The 4,033-nt window shown below is 57.5% G+C and carries 3 protein-coding genes and 1 pseudogene; all 4 read left to right on the top strand.

Annotated elements, in window-relative coordinates:
- Positions 1-1,493, top strand: a 1,493-nt coding sequence (locus tag AC221Y_RS21290) for a Fic family protein (protein ID WP_486708348.1), incomplete at its 5' end; no start/stop codon positions are given.
- A gap of 415 nt (positions 1,494-1,908) precedes the next feature.
- Positions 1,909-2,064 (top strand): annotated as a pseudogene (locus AC221Y_RS21285) (IS30 family transposase); the annotation flags it as partial.
- A gap of 32 nt (positions 2,065-2,096) precedes the next feature.
- Positions 2,097-2,276, top strand: coding sequence for a hypothetical protein (locus AC221Y_RS21280; RefSeq protein WP_299753324.1), 180 nt, complete (start codon positions 2,097-2,099; stop codon positions 2,274-2,276).
- Between the two features lie 441 nt (positions 2,277-2,717).
- Positions 2,718-4,033: aldehyde dehydrogenase family protein (locus AC221Y_RS21275; protein ID WP_486708347.1), on the top strand; the 1,316-nt coding region annotated here is incomplete at its 3' end.

Raw genomic sequence — 4,033 nt, 5'->3', positions numbered from 1 at the left:
GCAAGAGCCTTGCCGGCTGGTCTGCGCTTATCATCAATCTTGGCATTGCCGCGCCCCTGCGCAACCCCGCATGCATTGCAGATAAGCATGTGCGCGGCAACAAGCGCGCCGACGGGCCCTGGGAGGTCTTCGACAAGCGGTACTTGCCCGAAGACACACTCGAAGGTCATCTGAACTTCGCGCTCCGGCACGAGCATATGGACCTGCTGATCTTAAGGCGGGCTTTCGATGCGGTGCCGCAGGAAGAGATCGAGGCCATTGTCCGCGCCACACCGACGGGCGCTTTTTCACGGCGCCTGTGGTTCTTCTATGAAACCCTGACAGGCCGCACGCTTAATCTGGAAGACGCCCCGACGGTTACGGCGGTTCCCGCACTTGACCCCAAGCTTCACTTCACCGGTAAGGAGCGCTTGTCGCTGCGACACCGCGTTCGCGACAACCTGCTCGGCACAGGCGCGCTGTGCCCGATCATCCGCCGCACAGAGAAGCTGGAAGAGTTGATCGCAAGCGACCTTGCCGCCCAGGCCCAAGACACAATCGGCAGAACGGGCGGTCAAGTCATCGCGCGCGCGGCGAGTTTTCTGCTGCTTGCTGACAGCCGCGCCAGTTTCGAGATTGAAGGCGAAAGGCCGCCGGTCAATAGATTGGAACGCTGGGGCCGCGCGGTTCTGGAAGCCGGCAAACGCCCGCTCAACCAAACTGAAATCTACCGCCTGCACCGCATCTTGATCGGTGATGATCGCCTGACGCCGATCGGCTACCGAGAAGAAGGCGTCTTTCTGGGCGAACGCGACCATAATAACGAACCGATCCCTGAGTTCATCGGCGCGCGCCGCGAGGACGTGTTCGAACTGATGACGGCGCTCAACGAATGTAATAACAGACTGCGGATCACGGATACCGATAATGTCGATCCTGTCCTACAGGCCGCGATCATTGCGTACGGGTTTATCTATATTCACCCGCTTGCTGACGGAAACGGCCGCTTGCATCGCTGCCTGATCCATCAGGTCCTGGCCGAGCGGAAATTCACACCGGCGGGTATGGTGTTTCCGGTGTCTTCGGTCATGCTCGACCGCATCGATGATTACCGCACCGTGCTGCAGGGTCATTCTGCCCCACTGATGGACTTCATAGATTGGCGCGCCTTACCCAATGGCAATGTCGATGTGCTGAACGACACAGCCGACCTCTATCGCTTCTTTGACTGCACAGCAGAAGCCGAGTTTCTGTATGAGTGTGTCAAACGCACGATCGAAGAGGATTTGCCGCGAGAGATTGAATATCTGAAGCGCCATGACGAAGCGATGCGCGGCATCATGAACGCCATTGAAATGTCCGATAACCTGGCTCAACAATCCATTTTTTTCATCAGAAACAATGATGGAGACTTCCCAAAGCGCCGCCGTGACCGTGAACCGTTTTCAAAGCTGACAGATGATGAGATTGCGACGATCGAAGAGATCGTCAGAGAGGCCTTTGCCGCGCAATAACCGGCATGCCGGTCATGACATGAGCCCGATGATCATCATCCCCATCATGATGCTGATCATCGTGATCACGATGGCGGTCATCGTGCCCATGGGCGCCAACGGATAAAGACGGCAATGAGCGCGCCAGCGTGCGTGTGAAGTGGTGGGCTTCAGAGCCCGGCTCATGGAGTGATATTGCAATGTCCGTGCCAGAAGCGGGCAGGCTGCCCGCAGGTGATGTTCCCGGCTCTGTCGTTCGAACGACGTACCGGCCCAAGGAGAAGTGGATCTTCTTCGGCCACTATTGGCTCACGGGCGAATTGGAACTCCAATCGCCGAACACTGGGCGGATTCAAGCGGTCATCGCAACGGTTCCGAATTGGAGATTGCGATGACGAAATAAAAGCGAGCTTCCGACCGAAGCACCCGAGACAAAATGCGTTCGCCTGGCCGTCCTAAGGTGGCACATCGAGCGCAGCAGGTTTTGTTCTGGCGATTGATTGAGCAGGGTATTTCCAGCGAAGAGGCCGCAGTTCAGGCTGGAGCGTCTGCCCCTGTTGGCAGTCGTTGGTTTCGAGAGGCCGGAGGCATGACGTCGACCGATGGCGCGATGGTGCGGGCAGCTTGAAGGCGTCGAAGGACCGTGAGCAGGCGGCGTTTCTAATTGAGGCGATGGCCGAGGACCGGCCCGACGATCTGTGCAGTGCCGACGTCAACGCAATGGAAGTTGGCCCACGCTGGCGCGAACACATTGCAAATTCGCTGAGACAGATGCAGGGCACGAAGAACATCCTGAACAACTAGGCGATGATCAGACTGATCGCTGTGATCGATGACATATTTGAAGGCGCGGATTATCCACCAGCCGCCTTGCGTCTCGATCCCTTCAGAAACGGGTTCTGTATTATTGGGAAAAAATCAGTGTTGAATGTCACTGAGAACTGACGCGGTAGAGGTCAGAATTGTCCCATCATCCAGCATGCGATTTGTGGCGACTAATTGTAATGTCTTGCGACATATGGTTTAATATAAAGTATTGATTATAATTATTTTATTGCAATAACTTGCGATGGGCTGAGACGTTATGTTAGGAGCCTCCTGCGCTACCAACACCCTCTCATGTTAACGAAGATGAACGGCGGTACCGCGCTGCGTTCACCATAGTCGTTGGCGAACAATTGCCGCTTCTCTGCCGGCGACCAAGCCGCTAAACACACTTAACACCGCTGATGTTTGGGGATGCACATGAGTCTTAGGCCGCTTGATCTTGATCCTACGAAGTGTCTGATCTCCGGGACATGGCAGTCGCCTGTCGGAGGCGAAACTCTAAACCTTGTTAACCCGTCAGATGGGACCGTTCTTTGCGATATCGCGCGTGCGGGAGTGGACGATATCGCGCTCGCAGTTGCAAGTGCCGAGGCCGCTTTGGCAGGAGATTGGGGCAGATCGACGGCCGCCGAGCGCGGGCGGGTGCTGGCCCGGATAGGGCAGCTGGTCCTTGAAAACACCGAACACCTTGCGGAACTTGAAGCCTTGGACGTCGGCAAGCCGCTGAAGCAGGCACGCGCAGATGTTCTCGCGCTGGCGCGGTATATGGAGTTCTACGCCGGTGCTGCAGACAAATTGCACGGCGCAACAATCCCTTATCTCGACGGCTACACGGTCTATACCTTGCGTGAACCGCACGGCGTGACGGGCCATATCGTGCCGTGGAACTACCCGATGCAAATCATAGGACGGTCTGTGGGCGCGGCCCTGGCGACGGGAAATGCGGCCGTTCTGAAGCCGGCAGAAGAAGCCTGCCTGACCGCGCTTGCTTTCGCGGAACTGGCGCGTCGCGCTGGTCTTCCGGACGGCGCGCTGAACGTTGTGCCAGGCCTTGGTGTCGAAGCGGGTGCGGCGTTAACGGCCCATCCCGGCGTGCGCCACCTGTCGTTCACTGGTTCGGTCGGGGTTGGCCGGTTGGTACAGACGTCGGCCGCGCAAAACCTGGTTCCGGTCACGCTTGAGCTTGGCGGTAAGTCGCCGCAGGTAGTCTTTGAAGATGCGGATCTGGAAGCGGCGCTGCCATTTTTGGTGAATGCAGGTATTCAAAACGCCGGTCAGACCTGTTCGGCATCCTCGCGGATTTTGGTGCACCGCTCCCGCTACACCGAGGTCGTCGAAAAAATGGCGGCGCGCTATGCGGCTTTGGTAGCGGGACCTGCTATGGACGATCTGGATGTGGGGCCTTTGGTGTCCAGGCGTCAAAAGGACATTGTCGAAAGTTACATTGCACAAGGCGCTGACTTGTACAGGGCCGCGACGGGGCGGATCGCAGATAATGCGCCGGACGGTGGGGCATATGTGGCACCTGTGCTTTTTGCCAACGTGCCTGCTGATCATGTTTTGGCGCGCGATGAGATTTTCGGACCCGTGCAGGTCGTCATCCCCTTTTCGGACGAGGACGAGGCCGTCACTATTGCCAATGGCACGGACTATGGGCTTGTCGCGTCGGTTTGGACACGCGATGGCGGGCGTCAGATGCGCATGGCGAAAAAGCTTCGTGCGGGTCAGGTTTT

The organism is Boseongicola sp., assembly GCF_057460485.1.
Note: the sequence above shows the minus strand (reverse complement) of the source record. Positions and strands in the feature narration are given on the sequence as shown.